Source organism: Pseudomonas sp. SBB6 (genome assembly GCF_024213215.1).
Lineage (GTDB): Bacteria > Pseudomonadota > Gammaproteobacteria > Pseudomonadales > Pseudomonadaceae > Aquipseudomonas > Aquipseudomonas donghuensis.
Genome location: NZ_JANAVH010000005.1, coordinates 103,901 through 123,287, shown reverse-complemented (window position 1 = coordinate 123,287; position 19,387 = coordinate 103,901). Strand labels below are relative to the sequence as shown.

General features: G+C 64.9%; 19 protein-coding genes. 9 read left to right on the top strand and 10 right to left on the bottom strand.

All coding sequences use genetic code 11. The annotated features are described in order from the left end of the window. Window positions 1–4: 4 nt before the first annotated feature. The 6 genes from hpaE (at window position 5) to hpaI (ending at window position 5,895) form a co-directional block, all read left to right on the top strand. Entirely contained in the window at window positions 5–1,465 is a 1,461-nt protein-coding gene (gene hpaE / locus NLX68_RS12065; RefSeq protein ID WP_254284177.1) for a 5-carboxymethyl-2-hydroxymuconate semialdehyde dehydrogenase, read from the top strand. Between the two features lie 120 nt (window positions 1,466–1,585). Next, window positions 1,586–2,443: a 3,4-dihydroxyphenylacetate 2,3-dioxygenase gene (gene hpaD, locus NLX68_RS12060; protein ID WP_254284176.1), complete on the top strand. Its 858-nt coding sequence runs from the start codon at window positions 1,586–1,588 to the stop codon at window positions 2,441–2,443. 74 nt (window positions 2,444–2,517) lie between these two features. Continuing rightward, window positions 2,518–2,910, top strand: a complete 393-nt coding sequence (locus NLX68_RS12055; protein ID WP_254284175.1) for a 5-carboxymethyl-2-hydroxymuconate isomerase — start codon at window positions 2,518–2,520, stop codon at window positions 2,908–2,910. Window positions 2,911–2,961: 51 nt separating this feature from the next. Continuing rightward, a complete protein-coding gene (locus NLX68_RS12050) occupies window positions 2,962–4,266 on the top strand; it encodes an MFS transporter (RefSeq protein ID WP_254284174.1) in 1,305 nt (434 codons plus the stop codon). An 11-nt stretch (window positions 4,267–4,277) separates the two neighbouring features. Further along, window positions 4,278–5,081 carry a 2-oxo-hept-4-ene-1,7-dioate hydratase gene (gene hpaH, locus NLX68_RS12045; RefSeq protein WP_010221844.1) on the top strand — a complete coding sequence of 268 codons (804 nt, stop codon included), beginning with the start codon at window positions 4,278–4,280 and terminating at the stop codon, window positions 5,079–5,081. A 10-nt stretch (window positions 5,082–5,091) separates the two neighbouring features. Continuing rightward, the gene (gene hpaI / locus NLX68_RS12040; RefSeq protein ID WP_254284173.1) at window positions 5,092–5,895 is read left to right on the top strand and encodes a 4-hydroxy-2-oxoheptanedioate aldolase; all 804 of its coding nucleotides are present in this window, start codon (window positions 5,092–5,094) and stop codon (window positions 5,893–5,895) included. Window positions 5,896–5,968: 73 nt separating this feature from the next. Here the strand turns inward: hpaI and hpaR are convergent, their stop codons facing one another. Continuing rightward, window positions 5,969–6,391: a homoprotocatechuate degradation operon regulator HpaR gene (gene hpaR, locus NLX68_RS12035; protein ID WP_254284172.1), complete on the bottom strand. Its 423-nt coding sequence runs from the start codon at window positions 6,389–6,391 to the stop codon at window positions 5,969–5,971. Between the two features lie 164 nt (window positions 6,392–6,555). Here hpaR and NLX68_RS12030 point away from each other — a divergent pair, with 164 nt between their 5' ends. Both NLX68_RS12030 and NLX68_RS12025 read left to right on the top strand, forming a co-directional pair. After that, a complete protein-coding gene (locus NLX68_RS12030) occupies window positions 6,556–7,854 on the top strand; it encodes an FAD-binding oxidoreductase (RefSeq protein ID WP_254284171.1) in 1,299 nt (432 codons plus the stop codon). Window positions 7,855–7,888: 34 nt separating this feature from the next. Further along, complete coding sequence (locus NLX68_RS12025; protein WP_254284170.1) at window positions 7,889–8,254, top strand: cupin domain-containing protein; 366 nt, start codon at window positions 7,889–7,891, stop codon at window positions 8,252–8,254. Between the two features lie 88 nt (window positions 8,255–8,342). On the opposite strand, the gene NLX68_RS12020 is transcribed toward NLX68_RS12025, so the two are convergent. The 6 genes from NLX68_RS12020 to NLX68_RS11995 form a co-directional block, all read right to left on the bottom strand. Then, a complete protein-coding gene (locus NLX68_RS12020) occupies window positions 8,343–8,927 on the bottom strand; it encodes a TetR/AcrR family transcriptional regulator (protein WP_254284169.1) in 585 nt (194 codons plus the stop codon). A gap of 27 nt (window positions 8,928–8,954) precedes the next feature. Next, window positions 8,955–10,178, bottom strand: a complete 1,224-nt coding sequence (locus NLX68_RS12015) for a multidrug effflux MFS transporter (RefSeq protein WP_254284168.1) — start codon at window positions 10,176–10,178, stop codon at window positions 8,955–8,957. 131 nt (window positions 10,179–10,309) lie between these two features. Continuing rightward, complete coding sequence (gene feaR, locus NLX68_RS12010) at window positions 10,310–11,254, bottom strand: transcriptional regulator FeaR (protein WP_254284167.1); 945 nt, start codon at window positions 11,252–11,254, stop codon at window positions 10,310–10,312. 117 nt (window positions 11,255–11,371) lie between these two features. Further along, window positions 11,372–11,956 carry a DUF3156 family protein gene (locus tag NLX68_RS12005; protein WP_254284166.1) on the bottom strand — a complete coding sequence of 195 codons (585 nt, stop codon included), beginning with the start codon at window positions 11,954–11,956 and terminating at the stop codon, window positions 11,372–11,374. Then, window positions 11,916–13,418 (bottom strand): APC family permease, encoded by a 1,503-nt coding sequence (locus NLX68_RS12000; RefSeq protein ID WP_254284165.1) that lies wholly within the window; start codon window positions 13,416–13,418, stop codon window positions 11,916–11,918. The genes NLX68_RS12005 and NLX68_RS12000 overlap by 41 nt, the downstream gene beginning before the upstream one ends. Window positions 13,419–13,523: 105 nt before the next feature. Further along, window positions 13,524–13,973, bottom strand: coding sequence for a helix-turn-helix domain-containing protein (locus NLX68_RS11995; protein WP_254284164.1), 450 nt, complete (start codon window positions 13,971–13,973; stop codon window positions 13,524–13,526). A gap of 92 nt (window positions 13,974–14,065) precedes the next feature. Between NLX68_RS11995 and NLX68_RS11990 the strand changes: the two genes are divergently transcribed. Further along, entirely contained in the window at window positions 14,066–15,274 is a 1,209-nt protein-coding gene (locus NLX68_RS11990) for an MFS transporter (RefSeq protein ID WP_254284163.1), read from the top strand. Here NLX68_RS11990 and NLX68_RS11985 read toward each other — a convergent pair. From NLX68_RS11985 to NLX68_RS11975, 3 genes are all read right to left on the bottom strand, one after another. Then, a complete protein-coding gene (locus NLX68_RS11985; protein WP_254284162.1) occupies window positions 15,238–16,203 on the bottom strand; it encodes a spore coat U domain-containing protein in 966 nt (321 codons plus the stop codon). The genes NLX68_RS11990 and NLX68_RS11985 overlap by 37 nt on opposite strands. Next, window positions 16,200–18,515 carry a fimbria/pilus outer membrane usher protein gene (locus tag NLX68_RS11980; RefSeq protein WP_254284406.1) on the bottom strand — a complete coding sequence of 772 codons (2,316 nt, stop codon included), beginning with the start codon at window positions 18,513–18,515 and terminating at the stop codon, window positions 16,200–16,202. Before NLX68_RS11980 ends, NLX68_RS11985 begins: the two co-directional genes overlap by 4 nt. A 73-nt stretch (window positions 18,516–18,588) precedes the next feature. After that, complete coding sequence (locus tag NLX68_RS11975; RefSeq protein ID WP_254284161.1) at window positions 18,589–19,380, bottom strand: molecular chaperone; 792 nt, start codon at window positions 19,378–19,380, stop codon at window positions 18,589–18,591. Window positions 19,381–19,387: the final 7 nt, after the last annotated feature.

Here is a 19,387-nt window from a genome sequence, read left to right as displayed (position 1 = left end):
CAGCATGATCAAACACTGGATCGACGGCCGTGAGGTCGAAAGCAAAGACGTGTTCGTCAACTACAACCCGGCCACCGGTGAAGCCATTGGCGAAGTCGCCAGCGGCGGCGCCGAAGAAGTTGCCCAGGCAGTAGCAGCGGCGAAAGAAGCCTTCCCGAAATGGGCCAACACCCCGGCCAAGGAACGCGCCCGGCTGATGCGCAAGCTCGGCGAACTGATCGAGCAGAACGTGCCGCACCTGGCCGAACTGGAAACCCTCGACACCGGCTTGCCGATCCACCAGACCAAAAACGTGCTGATCCCCCGTGCTTCGCACAACTTCGACTTCTTCGCCGAAGTCTGCACGCGCATGGACGGCCACACCTACCCGGTCGACGACCAGATGCTCAACTACACCCTGTACCAGCCGGTGGGCGTGTGCGGGCTGGTGTCGCCGTGGAACGTGCCGTTCATGACCGCCACCTGGAAGACTGCGCCGTGCCTGGCCCTGGGCAACACCGCGGTGCTGAAGATGAGTGAACTGTCGCCGCTGACCGCCAACGAACTGGGGCGCCTGGCGGTGGAAGCCGGCATCCCCAAGGGTGTGCTCAACGTCATCCAGGGCTACGGCGCCACCGCCGGCGACGCCCTGGTGCGTCACCCGGACGTACGTGCGATCTCCTTTACCGGCGGCACCGCTACCGGCAAAAAGATCATGCAGACCGCAGGCCTGAAGAAGTACTCCATGGAGCTGGGCGGCAAGTCGCCGGTGCTGATCTTCGAAGACGCCGACCTTGAGCGTGCCCTGGATGCGGCGCTGTTCACCATCTTCTCGCTCAATGGCGAGCGCTGCACCGCCGGTAGCCGCATTTTCATCCAGGAGAGCGTCTATCCGCAGTTCGTCGCCGAGTTCGCCGCACGGGCCAAACGGCTGATCGTCGGTGACCCGCAAGACCCGAAAACCCAGGTAGGCTCGATGATCACTCAAGCCCACTATGACAAGGTCACCGGTTACATCAGGATCGGCATCGAGGAAGGCGCGACCCTGCTCGCTGGCGGCCTGGAGCGCCCGGCCAACCTGCCGGCGCACCTGGCCCGTGGGCAGTTCATCCAGCCGACGGTGTTCGCCGACGTCAACAACCAGATGCGCATCGCCCAGGAAGAAATCTTCGGCCCGGTGGTGTGCCTGATTCCGTTCAAGGACGAAGCCGAGGCGCTGCGACTGGCCAATGACACCGAGTATGGCCTGGCCTCGTACATCTGGACGCAGGACATCGGCAAGGCGCATCGTCTGGCCCGCGGCATCGAGGCCGGCATGGTGTTCATCAACAGCCAGAACGTGCGCGACCTGCGCCAGCCGTTTGGCGGGGTCAAGGGTTCGGGCACTGGCCGTGAAGGCGGGCAGTACAGCTTCGAGGTGTTTGCCGAGATCAAGAACGTGTGTATCTCGATGGGCAGTCATCATATTCCGCGCTGGGGCGTCTGACAGCATCGCGGGGCAAGCCCGCTCCCACAGGTTTTGAGGCTGCCTTGTGGGAGCGGGCTTGACCCGCGATGAAGGCGCAACCGATCGCAAACAAGAACAACAATCTACAGGAGTTCCATCATGGGCGAAGTCGTCCTGGCAGCCAAAGTCTGCCACGTACCCTCGATGTACCTGTCCGAACTGCCCGGCAAGCACCATGGCTGCCGCGAGGCGGCGATCGCCGGGCACAAGGAAATCGGCCGCCGCGCCCGCGAGCTGGGCGCCGATACTGCCGTGGTGTTCGACGTCCACTGGCTGGTCAACAGCGGCTACCACATCAACTGCGGCGAGCACTTCAAGGGTACCTACACCAGCAACGAACTGCCGCACTTCATCAAGAACATGGACTTCGAGTACCCCGGCTGCCCGGACCTGGGCGAGCTGATCGGCCTTGAAGCCAACGCCGCCGGCGTGCGCACCCTGGCCCACAACATCCCAAGCCTTGAGCTTGAGTACGGCACCCTGGTACCGATGCGCTACATGCACATGGATGTACCGGAGGCGCAAAAGCTCAAGGTCGTGTCGATTGCCGCCTGGTGCGCCTGGCACCGCCTGGAAGACAGCTTCGCCTTTGGCGCCGCCGTGCGCCGGGCCATTGAAAAGAGCGACCGCAAGGTCCTGGTACTGGCCTCGGGTTCGCTCTCGCACCGCTTCTCGGACGACCGCGACGCCGAAGCCAACATCCACAACTGGACCCGCGAATTCGACAAGCAGATGGACCTGCGGGTGGTCGAGTTGTGGAAGCAGGGCCGCTTCAAGGAGTTCTGCGCGATGCTCCCGGACTACGCCAACCACTGCTACGGCGAAGGCGGCATGCACGACACGGCGATGCTCCTGGGCCTGCTCGGCGGCGCCGACTACAACAAGCCGGTCGAGGTGCTGACCGAGCCGTTCGGCAGCTCCGGCACCGGCCAGATCAACGCCATCTTCCCCCTGTAACCCTGTAGGAGCGGGCTTGCCCCGCGATCACCCATCGCGGGGCAAGCCCGCTCCTACATGAGACGGAAATCCTCATGCCGCACTTCATTGCCGAGTACACCGACAACATCGAGCAACAGGCCGACCTGCCCCGCCTGTTCGAGAAGGTCCACGCCAGCCTGGGCGCCAGTGGCGTGTTCCCCCTGGGCGGCATCCGCAGCCGCGGCGTGCGCCTGGACACCTGGCGCATGGCCGATGGCAAGCATGACTACGCCTTCGTCCACATGACCCTCAAGGTCGGCCATGGCCGCGACCTGGACACCCGCACCCAGGTTGCCCAGGCGCTGTTCGAGGTGATCACCGCGCATTTTGCCGCGCTGCAAAGCCAGCGCCTGCTGGCCCTGTCGTTCGAGATGATCGAGCTGCACCCGCAACTGAATTTCAAGCAGAACAACGTTCACGCCTTTCTGCACAACCAGGCGGGCTGAGCCACAGCCACCCGCCCTCCCCAACGGCCCTCTGACAAAAAGTACAAGATCATGAGCACAGCCAATACTGCCGAACACGCTGCCCTTGCCCAACATGACTCGACCCACAGCAAGATCACCTGGCGGCTGATGCCGCTGCTACTGATCTGTTACCTGTTCGCTCACCTGGACCGCATCAACATTGGTTTTGCCAAGATGCAGATGAGCAGCGACCTGCACTTCAGCGACACGGTCTACGGCTTTGGTGCCGGGCTGTTTTTCATCGCCTACGCGCTGTTCGGCGTACCGAGCAACATTGCCCTGGACCGGGTCGGCCCGCGGCGCTGGATCGCCACCCTGATGGTGGTCTGGGGCACGTTGTCGACCAGCATGCTCTGGGTCGAATCGGCCTCGGGCTTCTACGTCCTGCGCTTTTTGCTGGGCGTCGCCGAAGCCGGCTTCTTCCCCGGCATCCTGGTTTACCTCAACCGCTGGTACCCGGCCCGCCGCCGTGGGCAGATCACCGCGCTGTTCGCCATTGCCGTGCCCATGGCCGGCGTGGTCGGCGGGCCGCTGTCGGGCGGCATCCTCGAGCTGTTCCACGACGCCGCCGGCTTGCGTGGCTGGCAGTGGATGTTCCTGATTGAAGGCGCACCGGTGGTGTTGCTCGGCCTGGTGGTGCTCAAGTGCCTGCCCGACAGCTTCGAAAGCGTCAGCTGGCTGAACGGCAACGAGAAACAGCAACTGCGCGAGCAACTGAGCCAGGAAGAACAGCGCAAATCCATCACCTCGTTCGCCGGCATCCTGCGCGACAGCCAGGTCTGGCTGCTGGTGGCGGTGTACTTTGCGGTGATGCTGGCGGTCAACACCCTGGCGTTCTGGATGCCGACCCTGATCCACGGCGCCGGCATCGGCAGCGATGGCCGGGTCGGGTTGCTCAGCGCCGTGCCGTACCTGGCCGGGTGCTTCTTCATGATCGCCTGCGGGCGTTCTTCGGACCGTCAGCGTGAACGCCGCTGGCACCTGTGCGTACCGCTGCTGATGTCGGCCCTCGGCATTGCCATCGCCGGCCTGTCGCCAGGCAACCCGGTGATGGTGCTGGGCGGGCTGATCATCGCCGGCATGGGCGCCAGCGCCGCCTTGCCGATGTTCTGGCAACTGCCACCGGCGTTCCTCTCGAACACCACCCAGGCTGCCGGTATCGCCCTGATCAGCTCGTTCGGCAGCATCGCCTCGTTCCTTGCCCCCTACCTGATCGGCTGGATGCGCGACACCACCCAGAGCGCCAGCCTGGCCCTGTACGTATTGGCGCTGTTCATCACCCTCGGCGGCTTGCTGGTGCTGCGCACCAAGGCTGCCATCGTCAACCCTCAGTAAGAGATTTAGCCATGCTTGACCACAGCCAGATCCTGCAAGCCGCCGCCCAGCTCGACCGCGCCGAACGCAGCCGCGAACAGGTGCGGCAGTTCTCCCTGGAGCATCCGGGCATCAGCATCGAGGACGCCTATGCCATCCAGCGTGCCTGGGTCGCGCAAAAGATCCAGGACGGGCGCAAGCTGGTCGGCCACAAGATCGGCCTGACCTCGCGGGCCATGCAGGTGTCGTCGAACATCAGCGAGCCGGACTACGGCGCGTTGCTCGATGACATGTTCTTCGACGAAGGCAGCGACATCCCCTTCCAGCGCTTTATCGTGCCGCGGGTCGAGGTCGAGCTGGCCTTCGTCCTCGGCAAGCCGCTCAAGGGGCCGAACGTGACCCTGTTCGATGTGCTCGACGCCACCGAATGGGTGATCCCGGCGCTGGAGATCATCGATGCGCGCATCCAGCAGATCGACCCGCAGACCCAGGCCACGCGCAAGGTCTTCGACACCATCTCCGACAACGCCGCCAACGCCGGCGTGGTCATGGGCGGGCGCGCGGTGCGCCCGGGCGATATCGACCTGCGCAAGGTGCCGGCGGTGCTCTACCGCAATGGTGTGATCGAAGAGTCCGGGGTCTCGGCGGCGGTGCTCAATCACCCGGCCAAGGGTGTCGCCTGGCTGGCCAACAAGCTGGCGCCGTACGACGTCACCCTCGAAGCCGGGCAGATCATCCTCGCTGGCTCCTTCACCCGCCCGGTGGCGGCCAACCCGGGCGATACCTTCCATGTCGACTACGACATGCTCGGTTCGATTGCCTGTCGTTTCGTTTGAGGACTTGCCCATGGACATGCCCATCAACCGCTTCAAGCAACGCCTGCAACGCGGCGAGGCGCAAATCGGCCTGTGGCTCGGCCTGGCCGAGCCGTACTGCGCAGAACTTGCCGCCAACGCAGGCTTCGACTGGCTGCTGATCGACGGCGAACACGCGCCCAACGACCTGCGCGGCATGCTCGGCCAGTTGCAGGCCATCGCCCCCTACCCGGCCCAGGCGATCATCCGCCCGGTGATCGGCGACACCGCGCTGATCAAGCAGGTGCTGGATATCGGCGCGCAAACCCTGTTGGTGCCGATGGTCGAAAGCGCCGAACAGGTGCGCCAACTGGTGCGCGCCATGCACTACCCGCCCAAGGGTGTGCGCGGCGTCGGCAGCGCCCTGGCACGGGCATCGCGCTGGAACAGCATCCCCGGTTATCTCGACCAGGCCGATGAGCAGATGTGCTTACTGGTGCAGATCGAGAGCCTTGAAGGGCTGCAGAACCTGGATGCGATTGCCGCAGTCGAGGGGGTTGACGGGGTGTTCATCGGCCCGGCGGACCTGAGTGCGTCCATGGGGTATCGCGGCAATCCCGGGCACCCTGAGGTGCAGGCGGCGATTGAACAGGCGATCGGACAGATTCAAAAGGCCGGCAAGGCAGCAGGGATTCTCAGTGCCGATGAAGCCTTGGCACGGCGCTACCTGGAGCTGGGCGCCGGGTTTGTCGCGGTGGGGGTGGATACCACGGTGCTGATGCGCGGCTTGCAGGGGTTGGCGGGCAGGTTCAAGGGGGATTTGCTGGCGGTTTCAGCTGGGCCTTCTGTGTATTGACTGTACTGGCCCTATCGCGGGGCAAGCCCGCTCCTACACATCCCCGTAGGAGCGGGCTTGCCCCGCGATGCAGTCACCGCCCTACCTGCTTCAATTCCTCCAGCAACCCCAGCAACGCCTGCAACTTCTGCTCGCCGAACTGCTCCTGAATACGCCGATAGTTGCTCTCCATGCACTGGCTCATCGAGGCAAAAATCTCCTCGCCCTTGGCCGCCAGGTTGACCAGCACCCGGCGCTGATCCTGCTCGGCCTTGCGCCGGCTGACCAGCCCGGCCGCCTCCATGCGCACCAGCACCCCGGTCATGCTCGGCTTGAGGATGCAGGCCTGTTCCGCCAGGCGGTAGATCTCCATTTCGCCCTGCTGGCGCAGGATACGGATCACCCGCCACTGCTGCTCGGTCAGCCCGTGCTGGTTGAGCGAGGGGCGAAAGAAACGCATGGCCGCTTCGCGGGCTTGCAACAAGGTCAGGGTCAGGGACGGGCGCGGTTGGGGCATGGGTTGGCTAATCATCAGGCTATTTTGTTAACACTTTAACAAAATCAACGCCTTGCCACAGCCCTGGCACCGCCAGTCAAGCCCGGCGGCAGGCAGGATCAAGACGCCAGCGCGGCGCAGGGCCTTAATAGAGCCCATCAGTACTTCACTTTTCAGGCAGCGCCATGATCAACATCGAAACGCCGACCTACTACACCGCCACCAAAAAATACAACCTCAGCTTCCCGACCCTGGAAGAGGACGTGGACGCCGACGTGGTCATCATCGGCGGCGGTTTTTCCGGGATCAACACGGCCCTGGAGCTGGCGGAAAAAGGCATCACCAACATCGTCGTGCTCGAAGCCCGTTACCTGGGCTTTGGCGGCACCGGGCGCAATGGCGGGCAGATCATGGCCGGCATCGGCCACGACCTGGAGAAGATCAAGCAGCACGTCGGCGACGATGGCCTGCGCCAGATCTTCGAGATCAGCGACCTGGGCGCCGACATCATCAAGCAGCGCATTGCCAAGTACGCCATCGATGCCGACTTCTGCCATGGCTACGGCTACATGGGCTTCAATGCCCGCCAGGAAAAGACCCTGCGCGCCTGGGAAAAGGACTTCAAGTCGGTCAATTCCCAGCACGAGATCCGTTTTCTCGCTGGCAGCGAGGTCAAGCAGATCATCGGCTCCGACGCCTACAGCAGTGCCCTGCTGCACATGGGCGGTGGCCATGTGCACTCGCTGAACCTGTTGCTCGGTGAAGCCAAGGCCCTCAGCGCACACGGCGTGCGCATCTTCGAGAACAGCCCGGCGCTGCAGGTGCAGTACGGCGAGCGCATTCGCGTACGCACCGGGCGCGGTTCGGTGACCGCCAGCAAGCTGCTGTGGGCCTGCGACAGTTTCCTCAACAAGCTGGAACCGGAGCTGCACCGCTCGACCATCAACACCTACGCCTTCCAGATGATGACCGAGCCGCTGCCGGACGAACTGATCCAGCGCATCAGCCCGATTCGCGGCGCCTACAGCGACATCCGCCCGGTGATCGACTACTACCGCGTGACCAACGAAAACCGCCTGTTGTTCGGTGCCGCCACGCCGCTGGTCGAGCACATCCCGCGCGACCTCAAGGCCTGGAACCGCAACCTGATGCTGAAGATCTTCCCCTACCTCAAGGACGTGAAGATCGACCTGGCCTGGGGCGGGCCGATGGCGTGCAGCCCCAACCTGTTCCCGCAGATCGGCACCCTGCCCGGTCGGCGCAACGCGTTTTACGTGCAAGGTTATTCCGGTTTTGGCGTCACCCCCAGCCACATCATCTGCAAGGTACTGGCCGAAGGCATGAGCGAAGGCTCTGCGCGCTATGACCTGATCAGTTCGGTGCCACGCCCGACCATCCCGGCCAAGGACCCACTGCGCGCGGTGCTGCTGACCGCCGGCAAGTCCTGGCACCAGTTGTCCGGCTACTGGAATGGCCGGCGCTGAAACCCATTGTTTTCATCCCTCAAGGAACACTGCCATGACCCTGACTGCCGTTAAACAGAACCTCCAGCTCAGCGAACTCGACGCCTGGGGCACCGTTGCCGACCTGGGTTCGGAAATACTCGAAGGCGAAGTGCGTGCTTTCGGCAAGATGACCTTCGGCGCGCCGACCGACCCGGTCAGCAGCGCCTATTTTGGCACCACCACGGGCACATTCCGCATGGTCTACCCGTTCAACGAACAGGCCGTGGTGGTCACCGGCCAAGTGCGCTTGACCGACGAAGCGAGCGGCGTCAGCCGCACCTACAACCCGGGTGACAGCTGGTTCGTGACCAAGGGCACGCCGGTGTTGTGGGAGATTCTCAGCGAGAGTTTTGTGAAACATTACTTCGCGGTGGTCTGACTAGAAGCATCGCGGGTCAAGCCCGCTCCCACAGAGAGATTCTGTGGGAGCGGCGGTGCGACGCCTCGACTTGACCCGCGATGAGGCCCTAAAGCCTGGCCAACGATTCCCCAAACAAGCGCCACAATGCCGCCAAGCGCCGCTCAAACGCCCCCGCCCCCGCATAGATCAATTCGACATTCAAACTGTCGACAATCCCCAGGTAGGCATCGCCATACAAGCGTTGCTGCTGCTCATCCAGCGCTGGCGCATAGCGGCGCAATGCCTGGGTGAACAACTCGCCCAAACGCGCCAGGTACGCCTCGAACCCGGCGCAGATCACCGGCCGCAATTCACTGGGCGGAAAGAACGCCGTGCGCAGCATGAAGCGCAAATGCGCCGACGCCTGGTAACGTTGGTTCAAACGCTCGGTAAAGCGCTGCCCCGGCAATTCCCCGGCCGTCACCTTCTCGGCAAAGCAGGCCTCCAGGTACTCATGCTCGGCGTGCAGGGCCCGCGCGTAGACCACCTGGAACAGGTCATCCTTGCCAGCGAAATGCGCATACAACGACGGCTTGCGCATGCCTGCGGCGGCGGCGATATCGTTCAGCGACGAGGCGTCATAACCCAGTTCGGCAAACTGCTCGACGGCAATCGCGCAGATTTTTTCCGCCGACGGCGTCAGGCTTCTCATAGCGGTGTCTCCTACAACAAATACAGATCAATGGCCAGCCAGGCTCTGCAGGTGCGGCTCGGCATGACGGGTGCTGATGTGCACCAGCAGCGCGACGCACACCGCCGAGACGCCGAGCAACAGCGCCCAGTGCGCCGCACCCAAAGGTGCCATGATGCCCGACAATGGCGTGGCAAACGACGAAATGATCAACTGGAAGGCGCCGAGCAAGGCGGCGGTCGAGCCCAGGGCCTTGCTCTGCGACGCCATCACCAGCGACATCAGGGTCGCCTCGGCCATGCCCAGGCCGAACATGGCCACGGCCATGCCGGCAACGATGCCCACCAGCCCCGCCGCACTCAGTGCGCCAGCCAGCACCAGCACGGCACCCACCAACATGCACGCCGCGCCCCAGCGGGCCAGACGCACCAGGCCCTTGCGCGCCACCAGGCGGCCGGCGCTGATGGCACCGAGCAAAATGGCCACACCGGTGGCACCGAACAACGTGCCGAAGGCTTCCACCGACAGGCCGAAATGGTGCTGGTAAACCAAGGCCGCCCCGCCGATGTAGGCAAACAGGAAGAAAAACACCGCCGACAAGGCCAGGGCCGGGCGCAGGAACTGGCGGTCGCAGGCGATTCGCAGGTAGGTGCGCAAAAACTCACGCGGTTGCCAGGCCATGCGTTGGTCCTGGGGCAAGGTCTCCTTGAGCATCACGGCCGAGTTGAGCAGCACCAACACGCCCAGTACCGCCAGCACCAGCATGATCGCCCGCCAGCCAAAGTGCGCACCGACAAAGCCGCCCAGCGCCGGGGCGATCACCGGTGCCAGGCCCTCGATGGTCATCAGCAAGGCGAAGATCTGCGCCGCCCTTGCACCTTCGGCGACATCGCGAACCATGCTCATGATCACCACCAGGGTCATGGCGCTGCCCAGGCCCTGGACGAAGCGCGCCAGCAGCAGGCTGTTGAGGTCTGGCGCCGCAGCGGCGGCCAGGGAGCTCAGGACGAACACCAGCAAGCCGGCGAGCAATGGCCGGCGCCGGCCGAGGGTATCGACCAGCGGGCCGAACAGCAGTTGCCCGGCGCCCATGGCCAGGAGGAACACGGTCAGGGTCAACTGCACCCCGGCATAGGAAGTGGCGAACTCGCTGGCAATGCTCGGCATGCTGGCCAGGTACATGTCGACCGCCGAGGGCCCGAGGGCGCCGATCAGGGCCAGGGAAATGGCGAAGCCGACCCGGGCGGTCGGCGTGGAGGCTGCACTGTGCATAGGCTCGATTCCAGATAAAAACGGCATCTGGCTGGTGTTTACCATTAAACCTACCTATCGGTAGGTAGCCAGTCCGGGCGAGCCTATACAGACCGCATCCTGCGGTCAAGTCAGCACAGTTGAAACGACGATCAGGCCAGGCTGCTGGCGCGGTAGTCCTTGGGCGACTGCTCGAACTGCTTCTTGAACGAACGGCTGAAGTGCGCCGAGTCGGTGAAGCCCCATTTGTAGGCGATGGTGGTGATCGACTCGCGCTTGAGCACCGGGTTGGCCAGGTCGGCGGCGCTGCGCTTGAGGCGCGCGCGCTGGATGTAACGGCAGACGCTGTCGCCCTGCTCTTCGAACAGGCGGTAAAGGTGGCGCACGGAAATGTTCAGGCGGTTGGCGAGGTTGACCGGGGTCAGGTTGGCCTGACCCAGGGAGTCATCGATGATTTTTTGCACATAGCTGCGCAAGTTGGCGCCCTGCAACGAGGCCGGCAGGGCTGCCGGATCGTCACTGCCCTCAAGGGCCGAACCGAGCAACGACAGGAAGGCACTGTGCAGCGCCTGGCCCTCGCCCTGCTCGTCTTCGCCGGCGCTTTGCTCCTTGCACAGTTGGTCCATCAACAGGTGCAGCATGCGCCCGCAGGCACGGGTCTGGGAGATCTTGCCGAAGGTGCGGCTGTCGCTGCCCAGTTGCTTGCACACCTCGGCCCGCGCCAGTGACAGCGAGGCGTGTTCAATCAGGCCGAAGGGCATGATTTCGCAGGCGCCGGCGGCGTCCATCAGAAGCATTTCGCCCGGTGCCAGCTGGATGCTGACGCCGTTCTGGGTGATCTGCGAAAAGCCGGTGCGCTGGCTGACCAGAAAGCAGTGCTGGTCGTTGTCGCGGTCGCTGTTCAGGCCCTTGCGGCGGATCAGCCCGGCATTGGTGCGCAGGTTGGCCAGGGCCAGGCCGCCGCGCGACCAGGTGGAAATCTCGCCGATGAACAGCGAGGGGTTGAACGCCAGTTCCGTCTCGTACACCCCGCAGATGTTCTGCATCGTTGCGTTCCAGCGTTCCAGCGCAGGGCTGCTGGCGTGATGGATACTCATGGGTACCTCCACAGTGGCATCTTGTTTTTGTTGGGCAATAGTTAACATGTTATCTATGTGCGCGCAACTTGCGTCAAGCAGCCAGGGTGAAAGCAGGTTTGATGCCAGGTGGCCGGGTCAGAGCCCGGCCACTAGCGCCGGCAAGCCTTGCAGCGCGGCCAGCAGGTGCTGGCGTTGCTCGGGGCTCAGGCGAATGTAGCGACGAAAGGCCGGCAGGCGGTTGACCACCTCGCTGGCGCCGATGTGTTCGAGGCTCAGGGTCCACTGACCGTCGCACCGTTGCAGCAACAGGCGCTTGAAGTCCAGCGGCATCAACGCTTGCAGCAATGCGCTATCTGCCTGCAGGCGGCGTTGCAGTTCAGCCTGCAATGCCAGCTCGCCCTTGCGCAGGCGAACCTGCAGCCCGGTGCGCCGCAGTGACCCGCTGTGGTGCAGTTCCAGGCGGGCGTTGCCCTGCCCTGTGGCAGGCAGGGTCAGGCTGAACTCGGTCAGCACCAGGTGCATGAGCAATTGCGCTTCACAGCGCTCGCGTACCTGCACCGCCTGCCCGGCCCAGTCGAAGCAGCCCAGGCCGGGGGCGACGACCTCGAAGCGCTCCAGGCCCAGGTTGCGCCGCACCCGCTCAAGGGTCAGCCCCGGCCGATAGCCGGCCGGCGCCCGTTCAGACAGCTTTTGCCACAGTTGGCGCAGGGCAATAGCCATGAGCAGTCCCCGGTTGATGAGCGAATTCGCGCGCCAGCACCTCTTCCACCGAGGCCGGCTTGAACGGATTGACCTTCTGCACCACCAGGGTCCAGAACAGCGCGTACACCGCCGTACCGGCCAGCATCAGGCCGAAGGGCACGTAGATGTCGGCCGGGTCCATGCCTGGCGGGGTGATGAACCACATGCCCAGGACAATCCCCACGCTCGACAGGATCTGCGGCAGCGGGAACAGCGGCGAGCGGTAGGCCCGTGGCAGGTCCGGGCGGCGGATGCGCAGGATCACCACCGACAGGGTCACCAGCAAATACGCGGTACTCCAGGCACACACCGCCGCCAGCACCAGGTGCATGATGCGGTCGGTGTTGCCACCCAGCCACAGGGCATGCAGGCATGGAATCAAGGCGGCGACGAGGATGCACAGCAGCGGCGTTTTAAAGCGCGGGTGCAGGTAGGTGAAGACTTTGGGCAAGGCGCCGTCGACGGCCATGCCGTAGAGAATCCGCGGTACCCCGGCCATCAGCGTGTTGATGGTCGCAGCACCGGCGAACAGAAAGCCGATACCCAGCCACAGCGGGCCGATATCGCCCATCACCTGTTCGGCAAACCGCGGGATGGCCATGGGCGTATCCAGCAGGTGCACGCCGCTGGCGGCATCGAGCACCAGGTTCTCGACCTGGCGCTTCATCGCCGCGCCGTAGATGAACATGCACGCCGCCACCCCGAGCAGGCCCAGGGCCATGGCTCGCGGCATGCTGCGCGCCGACTGGCGCAGGTCCGGGGCCAGCGGCGTGACGAACTCGCAGCCGACGAACATGAACATCGCCATGCCCACCAGCGAGAGGATGGTCACCAGGTCCGTGCCCACCAGCGACACCCCGAACCAGCCCTCCAGCTCCACGGCCGGCGCGGCAACCAGGCCGAGCACGCCAAAGACCATCAGCGTGGTCCACATGCCGAAGGTGAGGATGATCTCGGCCTTGCCGAACGCGCTGACGCCGAAGGCATTGAGGATGGCGAAGATGATCACGAAACCCACCCCCAACAGCCACGAGCCACCGGCCGACTCGGCCAGGGTGTTGAGGTGCTCGAAGTTCACCAGGGCCATGACCCCGGCCAGCATGGTCTCGGCGGTGCCGGCAAAGACGTGGACAATCAGGTAGGCCGACAGCGTGCCGGTAATCGCGAAAAAGCGCCCCATGCCGCAGTTGATGTAGTCGTAGACCGCGCCGGTGGTCGGCAGGATCGACGCCGCCTCGGCAAAGGTGGTCGCCTGCGCCAGCATCATCACCACGGCAATCAGCATGGCCACGGCGAAGGCACTGCCGCCAATACCGAAGCCCATGGTCGCAGTGAGGATCACCGGGCTTGCCATGATCAGGCCGATGGTACTGGCAAGGGCGGTGGGAAAGCCGACCGTGCCGCGATTCAGGTGCGCACTGAGCGTGTCGTTGAGCGACATGGCAAAAGACCTCGAGCAGAAGGATGACAGTGGTCCTACTCTGCGCGTTGAGGCAATGGCCGTCTTGCCCGTGGCTGCCGTGACGGTTGTAGCTGGCTGCCAGGCTTAGCCCTGGGCCGGCAGGCGCACGCAGTCGTGCGGGCCGAGCAGGCGGCCGTCGGCGGCGCGCAGCTCCAGGGCCTTGACCGGTTGGCCGTGTTGACGGTCGACCAGCTGCGAATGGGCCTCGCCCTCGGCGAAGTAGAACGCCTCGCCCCACTGGCGCAAGCCGACGATCAACGGGAACAGGCCCAGGCCTTTTTCGGTGAGCACGTATTCCTGATAGGCGCTGCCCTCGGACACCGGCACCAGTTCGAAGATCTGGTGCTCGACCAACTGGCGCAGGCGGGTGCTGAGGATGTTCTTGGCCAGGCCGAGGTTGCGCTGGAATTCACTGAAGCGCTTCAAGCCATCGAAGGCATCACGCACGATCAGCAGCGACCACCAGTCACCAATGGCGTCGAGGGAACGGGCCACCGGGCATTCGGCGTCTTGCAGGCGGGTGCGTTGGACCATGGGAAATCTCGCCAATGAAAGTGGTTGCAATATAAAACCAGTTTATCTAGCGTACAACTGGTTTCATTATGCAACCAGAAGGATTGAACCCCATGCAGCCCGCACATCGATTGTCGTCCGCCGTCGTCTTGCTGTTTTCCGTGGCCTGCGCTTTGGCGGTGGGCAATGTCTATTACGCGCAACCCTTGCTGGAAGCCATGGCCCGGGAATTTGCCATCGACCCGGGCCTGGTCGGCCTGGTGGTGACCCTGACCCAGGTCGGCTATGGCCTGGGCCTGTTGCTGCTGGTGCCGCTGGGCGATCGTCTCAACCGGCGGCGGCTGATTGTCGGCCAGTCACTGCTGTCGGCCCTGGCCTTGCTGCTGATTGCCTGGGCACCGAGTACCCCCTGGCTGCTGCTCGGCATGGGCTTGAGCGGCTTGCTGGCAGTGGTCACGCAAGTGCTGGTGGCCTATGCCGCCACGCTGTCGGCGGCCAGCGAACGCGGCCAGGTGGTGGGGGTGATCACCAGCGGTATCGTGATCGGCATCCTCCTCGCCCGCACCTTGTCCGGGGCCATGGCCGACCTGGCCGGCTGGCGCTCGATCTACTGGCTGTCGGCGGCACTGACGCTGGTGATCGCCGCGTTGCTCTGGCGCGTGCTGCCGCGCCAGGAACCGGCGCAGGCGCCCACCCGTTACAGCGAACTGATCCGCTCATTGGCGCTGCTGTTGCGCGATGAGCCGCTGCTGCGCCGACGCTCGCTGCTGGCCCTGCTCAGCTTCGCCTCGGCGATGGTGTTGTGGACGCCACTGGTGCTGCCCTTGAGCGCCCCGCCACTGTCGTTATCGACCCGTGAAGTCGGCCTGTTCGGCCTGGCTGGAGCGGCCGGCGCACTGGCCGCGGCACGGGCCGGAGCGCTGGTGGATCGCGGCCTGGGCCAATGGGTCAGTGGTGGCTCGTTGCTGTTGATGCTGGGGTCCTGGGCGGCCATCGCCCTGACCGGCTACTCATTGTGGGCGCTGCTGCTCGGCGTGGTGCTGTTCGACCTGGGCCTGCAGGCCGTGCACGTCGCCAGCCAGAGCCTGATCTACCGCTTGCCCGAAGCCACCCACAGCCGCCTGACTGCCGCCTACATGCTGTTCTATTCAGTGGGCAGTGCCTTCGGCGCGCTGACCTCGACCCTGGTCTACGCCTGGGGCGGCTGGCTGTGGGTGTGTGCCTACGGCGCCCTGCTCAACGCCCTGGCCCTGGGTTACTGGTGGCTGACTGAAGGGGTGCGGGCTCAAAACTGCACGTCGAGTATCACGTTGTCCAGGTAGGTACCGGCTGGGGGTGTACTCTGGTCGGTGTAGACCTTGGCGTTGTAGTTGAACACCTGGCTGCCGGTGCCGGTGCCCGCGCCGGGATTGATGTCGGCATCGGTGCTGGCCCGACGGGCAGTGGTAACGCTGCCCCAGCGCACGCTGCCGGCGCTCTTGAAGATGTCATAGGCGAGGTAATTGTTGGCCGCCGATTTCATTCGCCGCCGCCCGGCGGAAACGTTCTGGCCGTCGTCCAGGCCCACGCTGTAATTGCTGCCCTTGGTGCAGGAGACGTTGACGTTGCTGTTGACCGTGCTGAAGCCGCCGACCACCGGCGCACTGCCGAAGCTGATATTGGGGCTGGTGATCTGGCAGTCATTGGTCACGGTCAGGCTCACGGTCAGGTTGGTGGTGCCGGTGAGGTTCTGCCGGCCCAGACAGATATTGCCCACGCCCAGGCCCCAGCAGTAACTGATGTCCCAGTACACCGAGAAGGTTTCTTGATAGAGACCGGCGGCGACGTTGCTGCCGGTCAGGCTCTTGAGGTAGATCGGCACCGCCTTGGGTGTGGTGCCGTTGAGCAGGCCGAGGGCGTCGATGATGCCGTTGCGGGCAAAATCGTAGGGCAGGCTGCGGGCGATCGGGAAGTTGCTGGTGTTGTTGGCGTACAGGGTATAGGTGATCACATCGCCGGTGGGCCCGAGCAAGCCGGTACTGCCTGCGGGCGGGGTGAAGGTGGCATAGAAATGATCGTCGCTGGCCAGCAGGCTCGCCAGGGAACCTGTGCATTGCAGCCCGGCATTGAGGGTCGAAGCCGACTGTACGGTGGTGCGCACCAGGGTCGAGCTGACGCTGCCAAAGCTTGCCGGCGCGGTATCGACCACCGAGCACAGCGCCTGCGCCTGCTGGCTGAGCAACAACGCCAGCAGCACGAGCAGGCGCTTCATTGGCACACCAGCGGGCCGATCAGCGGCACCTGGTCCTGCTCGGGCGCCAGCGTGAACTGCACCCGGCAACTGCCGCCATTGGCGATCTGCACCTGCAGGCTGTTGTCCGCAGCCAGCCCCTCCAGATACACCAGCCCGTCCCAACCGACCACCGCCAGCGCCCCGCTCTGCTCGTGGCGCACCTGGCTGCCCAAGGGCAGTTCCTGGTGGTGGCCATCGACCAGGACGATGCTCGCCGCCACCACCCGTTGCAGGGGGAACTCCAGCAGGTAGCCGCTGCCACGACGCACGGCCACGCGCTGCTCGACCTCAGGGGTCTGGACATTGGCCGGCAGCTCCATGGGGTCGATCTCGTACTTGGCCCGGTAGTAGGCGCTGCTCCAGGGCACCAGCAGGTGGCCGTTGCGGTCGGTGCGACCGACCAGCTGGTTCTCGTAACGCACCGGCACCTCGGCAAAGCCTTCGGTGCTGACCACCACGAAGGCATCGTCGATGCGGTTGGCGGCGAATACCCCGGCGTCCATCCACACCAGCGACCCGCTGGCATCGGCCCAGCGGGTCATGCTGGCGCTGCTGCCATAGGCGCCGGCCTGCAGTTGCACGGACTGCAGGCGCCAGGTGACGTCGGCCTGGCGATAGGCTTCGCGGTCGCCATCGGCGTAACCGAGGTTGAAACCGACCCCGCCTTCGCTGGGCACCGCGCGGCTGTAGTTGACCCGTTGCTGGCGCTCGCCGTCCTGGTTGCGCTCGACGCTGAAGCTCAGGGTGCCACGCAGGTCGAACGGGACCACCAGTTGCGCCTGCAGCGCCCACTGGCTGTCACCGATTTCACGGTTGGCCGACAGGTACAGGCTGCTATTGCCCCACAGTGGCTTGCTCCAGCTGAGGTTGAGCAAGCGGGTCCGCGAGTTGTCGCCGGCACGTACATCAAAATAGCCGGCACCGAGGCTACCGTAACGTTCCAGGTTAAGGCTCAAGGTCACCTGCTCGCTGCGCTGGCTCAGGCGCGTGTAGGGGCTGTCGACCAGCGACAGGTCGGCGTAGTCGCCCCGCCGTTGCAGGCGCTGGTAGTTAAAGCCCAGGCGCTGGCTGTTGTACTGGTAGCCGAAGCTCAGCTGCTCGCCGCTGCGGCTGTCGAAACGGCTTTGGCTCAGGGCCGTGTTGACCACGCCCCAGTTGCCCACCTGCCAGTTGCCGCCCAGCCCGCCGAGGGCCAGGGCCTCGGCCGCCTCGGCGTGGCTTTCGAGGGTGAAGCTGTCGCTCAGGCCATAGCGCAGGCTGGCGGCGGCAACCCCCGGGCCGTAGGCAAAGTCGCGAATCGCGTAATCCCGGCGCAGGCTACCGGCAGCGACCGAGAAATCCGCCAGGCCCTGCTGCAACAGGCTGCTGGTGACATAGAACGGCAAGGTGGTCGAGACCTGGCGGCCCAGGGCATCGGTGGTCACCACCACGGCCTCACCGGCACCATTGATGAACGGCACATTGGTCAGGGTGTAAGGGCCCGGTTGCAGCTCGGCGCTGGAGCTCTTGTAGCCGTTGATGAACAGGTCCACCGAGGACGGCACCGCCGCTTCACCGGCAAAGGCCGGCAACGGGTAGGTGACCAGGTCCGGGCGCACGGCAAAATCACGCGACAGTTGCAGGCCGCCCAGGCGCACCGAGCCGGTCCAGGGCAAGGCGCCACTGATCACGTCGCCGACCTCCAGGGTCAGCAGGCGCGCTTCGTCGGTATAGCGCCAAGTGCTGTCGTAGCGGCGAAAACCTTCCTGGCTGGCGGCGTAATCGTTGCCACCCAGGGACTGGCGCCACTGGCCGGTGGTCGACAGCGTGCCCCAGCTGTCGAACAGGCGCAGCTCGTTCCAGGCCGCGAGATAGCGACCACCGTCGTCGGTGTCGTTGAGGTACAGGTCATAGTTGAGCAATGCACCGAAGCTGCTGCGCGCTTCGCTGGCCGGGTACAACTGGCGGCTGCCGATGCGCTGGGTCGGCAGCCAGTTGGCCGGCACCTGCAGGAGCAGGCGCTGGCCCTGGCTGTCGTAGTCGGTATGCAGCCCGGGGATGCTGTCCAGGGCCACTTCGGCGCCGTACTCGCCAGGCAGTTCGATACCGGCCGCGTGCAAATCGGCCGTGGCCATGTACAGGCGCCCGGCGCGCTGCTGCACCGCTACCAGCTCAGGGCTGCTCATCTGGTTGACCAGCAGTTCCAGGAACAACGGCGCATCGGCAACCGCTTCGAGGCTGGCCGGGGGCGGCGGCAGTTCGCCGGCCAGCAGCGAGCCACAACCCAGCACGGTCAGGCCACAGGCCTGCAGCGCCGAAAAGAGCCTCACACACCGTATCCGACCATTACCGGGTCCTCCCTGGCCCCTTGCTGCTAGCAGTGGTTCATTGGCCCTGACTCAGGGTTTGCGCCGGCTCCTGGCCATTGACCCGGCCCTTGAGCACCGAGGCGGCGCTCATCGTCTGCGGCGCCGGCCAGCGCATGACCGCGCCGGGCAGTACATAGCCGAGCAGGCCCTCGACCAGCGGCCGGCTCTGGCCGCCCTGCTGCAGCACCACATCGGTCAGGCGAGCGTGCACCGGCCCGCTGTTGCGGATTTCCACATAGGGCTTGCCCTGCACCGACACCTGGCGCCAGCTCAGCGCCGGCTTGCCCACCCCGCTGTCGCCGCGCTGGCCGCTGGCGTCCGGTTTGCCCCACAGTCCCTCGCCATAGACAAACAGCGGTACCGAGTAACGCATCTGAAAGCGGATCGCCGCCTGGGCCTTGTCGGCGCTGGCCACCGCCGGCAAGGCCGGGGGAATTTCATCGATGATGATGCGGTAGGCCTGCTCCTGGCCGACCGGCGAGTTGCCGGTGCGGGTCAGGCGGATCAACTGCTTTTGCCCGGGGGCGATATTGGCCACCGGCGGGCTGCCGATGATCTCGCGTTGGGCCTGGTACTGATCGTCGAACTCGCCCTGGCGCCAGGCGAACACCCGGACCTGCAGGTTGGCCGGTGCGTCGCCGCGGTTTTCCAGCCACAGCGCCCCGGCTTTCTGATTGGCCTCCAGCACGGGATCGATCGGCCAGATCAGTACCGAAGTGGCCGCCTGCAACGGTGCACTGCCCAACAGGGCAACCGCGCAAGCCAAGAGCTTGTAGCTCAAGCGCGAACTGCCAGCGCCTACTCCCATGCACACA

What these genes read in the sequence shown, in the direction of transcription:
- NLX68_RS11985 (WP_254284162.1), bottom strand. Translation starts at nt 16,203, where the DNA reads ATGAAGCGCCTGCTCGTGCTGCTGGCGTTGTTGCTCAGCCAGCAGGCG.
- hpaD (WP_254284176.1), top strand. Translation starts at nt 1,586, where the DNA reads ATGGGCGAAGTCGTCCTGGCAGCCAAAGTCTGCCACGTACCCTCGATG.
- NLX68_RS12005 (WP_254284166.1), bottom strand. Translation starts at nt 11,956, where the DNA reads ATGGCTATTGCCCTGCGCCAACTGTGGCAAAAGCTGTCTGAACGGGCG.
- NLX68_RS11975 (WP_254284161.1), bottom strand. Translation starts at nt 19,380, where the DNA reads ATGGGAGTAGGCGCTGGCAGTTCGCGCTTGAGCTACAAGCTCTTGGCT.
- hpaE (WP_254284177.1), top strand. Translation starts at nt 5, where the DNA reads ATGATCAAACACTGGATCGACGGCCGTGAGGTCGAAAGCAAAGACGTG.
- NLX68_RS12030 (WP_254284171.1), top strand. Translation starts at nt 6,556, where the DNA reads ATGATCAACATCGAAACGCCGACCTACTACACCGCCACCAAAAAATAC.
- NLX68_RS12020 (WP_254284169.1), bottom strand. Translation starts at nt 8,927, where the DNA reads ATGAGAAGCCTGACGCCGTCGGCGGAAAAAATCTGCGCGATTGCCGTC.
- feaR (WP_254284167.1), bottom strand. Translation starts at nt 11,254, where the DNA reads ATGAGTATCCATCACGCCAGCAGCCCTGCGCTGGAACGCTGGAACGCA.
- NLX68_RS11995 (WP_254284164.1), bottom strand. Translation starts at nt 13,973, where the DNA reads ATGGTCCAACGCACCCGCCTGCAAGACGCCGAATGCCCGGTGGCCCGT.
- NLX68_RS12015 (WP_254284168.1), bottom strand. Translation starts at nt 10,178, where the DNA reads ATGCACAGTGCAGCCTCCACGCCGACCGCCCGGGTCGGCTTCGCCATT.
- NLX68_RS12000 (WP_254284165.1), bottom strand. Translation starts at nt 13,418, where the DNA reads ATGTCGCTCAACGACACGCTCAGTGCGCACCTGAATCGCGGCACGGTC.
- NLX68_RS11990 (WP_254284163.1), top strand. Translation starts at nt 14,066, where the DNA reads ATGCAGCCCGCACATCGATTGTCGTCCGCCGTCGTCTTGCTGTTTTCC.
- NLX68_RS12055 (WP_254284175.1), top strand. Translation starts at nt 2,518, where the DNA reads ATGCCGCACTTCATTGCCGAGTACACCGACAACATCGAGCAACAGGCC.
- NLX68_RS12050 (WP_254284174.1), top strand. Translation starts at nt 2,962, where the DNA reads ATGAGCACAGCCAATACTGCCGAACACGCTGCCCTTGCCCAACATGAC.
- hpaR (WP_254284172.1), bottom strand. Translation starts at nt 6,391, where the DNA reads ATGCCCCAACCGCGCCCGTCCCTGACCCTGACCTTGTTGCAAGCCCGC.
- NLX68_RS12025 (WP_254284170.1), top strand. Translation starts at nt 7,889, where the DNA reads ATGACCCTGACTGCCGTTAAACAGAACCTCCAGCTCAGCGAACTCGAC.
- hpaH (WP_010221844.1), top strand. Translation starts at nt 4,278, where the DNA reads ATGCTTGACCACAGCCAGATCCTGCAAGCCGCCGCCCAGCTCGACCGC.
- hpaI (WP_254284173.1), top strand. Translation starts at nt 5,092, where the DNA reads ATGGACATGCCCATCAACCGCTTCAAGCAACGCCTGCAACGCGGCGAG.